The sequence below is a fragment of the Kitasatospora sp. NPDC093558 genome (genome assembly GCF_040683475.1).
In the GTDB taxonomy this organism is placed as follows: domain Bacteria; phylum Actinomycetota; class Actinomycetes; order Streptomycetales; family Streptomycetaceae; genus Kitasatospora.
Map to the genome: position 1 here is coordinate 1 of NZ_JBFBDY010000788.1, position 2,596 is coordinate 2,596.

At 74.2% G+C, this 2,596-nt stretch carries 1 protein-coding gene; it reads left to right on the plus strand.

What is annotated here, in order from left to right:
* On the plus strand, positions 1-2,596 hold a 2,596-nt coding region (locus tag AB0O00_RS35225; protein WP_363658783.1), incomplete at both ends, for an SDR family NAD(P)-dependent oxidoreductase.

The following is a 2,596-nucleotide window of genomic DNA, read 5'->3' on the forward strand; positions in this document are numbered from 1 at the left end:
GCTCGTGCTGCCCGAGCGGGGTGGTGTGCGGGTGCAGGTGTGGGTCGGCGAGCCCGACGCGGCCGGGCGGCGCGCGCTCACCGTGCACGCGCGGCCGGATGACGAGGACGGGACGGACTGGACCCTCCACGCCACCGGTGTGCTGGGGACGGGTGCGGTGCCGGCGCCGTTCGAGGCGGCCGTGTGGCCGCCGGCCGGTGCCGAGGCCGTCGACCTGGCCGGGCTGTACGAGGGGCTGGCGGAGGCCGGGTTCGGTTACGGCTCGGCGTTCCGGGGCCTGCGGGCGGCGTGGCGGCGCGGGGACGAGGTCTTCGCGGAGGTCGCCCTGCCCGAGGGCGCCGACGGCACGGGCTTCGGTCTGCACCCGGCGCTGTTCGACGCCTGCCTCCACGCGTTCGCGCTGACCGGGTCCGAGGAGAACGGCGTGCCGTTCGCGTGGGAGGACGTGGCGCTGCACGCGTCCGGCGCGTCGGCGGTGCGGGTGCGCCTGACGCCGGCGGCCGGTGGCGGGGTGTCGCTGGCGATCGCCGACACCGAGGGGCGCCCGGTGGCGACCGTCGGGTCGCTGGTCGTGCGGTCGGTGCCTGCCGGCGAGGTGGCGCGGGTCGGCCGGGACGAGTTGTTCCGGGTGGACTGGGTGCCGGTGAAGACCGCCGCCGCTCCGGACTTCGTCGAGGTCGCATCTCTCGCGGACGTACCGGCGGACGTCCCGCCCGCGGTCGTGATCGAGACGGCCGCCGAAGACGTACACGCGTGCACGGCCCGAGCGCTGGAGCTCGTGCAGGCCTGGCTGGCGGAGGAGCGTTTCGCCGAGTCGCGTCTGGTGTTCGTGACGCGCGGTGTGGTGGCGGGCGAGGACCTGCCGGGCGCAGCGGTGTGGGGCTTGGTGCGGTCGGCGATGTCGGAGGAGCCGGGCCGGTTCGGTCTGGTGGATCTGGCGGGTCCGGACGAACTGCCGCCCGCTGCCCTGGGTTTGGACGAGCCGCAGTTGCTCGTCCGGGACGGCGAAGTGCTGGCCGCCCGGCTGGTACGGGCGCAGGCCGCTGAAGCGGTGGCATGGCCGAGCGAAGGCACGGTCCTGATCACGGGCGGTACGGGCGGTCTCGGCAGGCTGCTCGCGAGGCACCTTGCGGCCGAGCACGGTGTGCGCAGTCTGCTGCTGGTGAGCCGTCGCGGTGCGGAGGCCGAGGGCGTCGAGGAGTTGCTGGCGGAGTTGGGCGCGGGGGCGATGGTCGAGGCCTGTGACGTGGCCGACGAGGCCGCCGTCGCGGGCCTGTTCGCCCGCCACGAGATCCGCGCGGTCGTTCACACGGCGGGCGTGCTCGACGACGGCGTGATCGGTTCCCTCACTCCCGAGCGCATCTCAGCCGTCCTGCGCCCGAAGGCGGACGCGGCCTGGAACCTGCACCGGGCGGCCGGGGAGCTGGACGCCTTCGTGCTCTTCTCCTCGATGGCCGGCACGTTCGGCAGCGCGGGCCAGGCCGCCTACGCGGCGGGTAACGCCTACCTGGACGCGCTGGCGGTCCACCGCCGCTCGCTCGGCCTGCCCGCCACATCCCTCGCCTGGGGCCCGTGGTCGGACGTAGCCGGCATGACCGGCACCCTCACCGACGCCGAGGCCGAGCGCATCGCCCGGCTCGGCCTGCCGGCCATCGCCCCGGACCAGGGCATCGCGCTCTTCGACGCTGCCCTTGCCACCGGCAACGCGGCTGTTCTGCCGGTCCGCCTCGACCTTGCGGCGATGGCGGCGCACGGCGAGGTGCCCGCCCTCCTGCGCGGCTTGGTGCGCGGCCGGGTTCGGCGCGCCGTCGTGGCCGGCTCGGCCGTGTCGGCAGGCCTGGCGCACCGTCTGTCCGGACTCCGTGACGACGAGCGACACGGGGCAGTCCTGGACCTGGTGCGCGATCAGATCGCGCTCGTGCTCGGTCACGAGGGCGGTTCGGCCGTCGATCCGTCGAAGGCCTTCCAGGACCTCGGCTTCGACTCGCTGACGGCCGTCGAACTGCGCAACCGGCTGAAGACCGTGACCGGTCTCCAGCTCCCGGCCACCGTGGTGTTCGACTACCCGACGGCGACCTCGCTGGCCGGCTTCCTACTGGAGGCCCTGTTCGGCACCGCGGAGGAGGCCGCAGAAGTCCCGGCGGCCCTGCCCGTGCCGTCCGACGATCCGATCGTGCTCGTCGGGCTGGCCTGCCGCTACCCCGGCGGCGTCGAGTCGCCCGAGGACCTGTGGCGCCTGGTGGCCGACGGCGTGGACGCGGTCTCGGACTTCCCGACGAACCGCGGCTGGGACATCGCGTCGCTGTACGACCCGGACCCGGACCACGTCGGCACCTCGTACACGCGCTCTGGCGGATTCCTTTACAGCGCGGGGGAGTTCGACCACGAGTTCTTCGGGATGAGCCCGCGCGAGGCGCTGGCGACGGACGCGCAGCAACGGCTGTTGCTGGAGACGTCGTGGGAGGCCTTCGAGCGGGCCGGCATCGACCCGGTGTCGCTGCGCGGCAGCAGGACGGGCGTCTTCGCGGGCGTGATGTACGCGGACTACGCGAGCCTGCTGGGCGGCGGTGAGTTCGAGGGCTACCAGGGCAGCGGT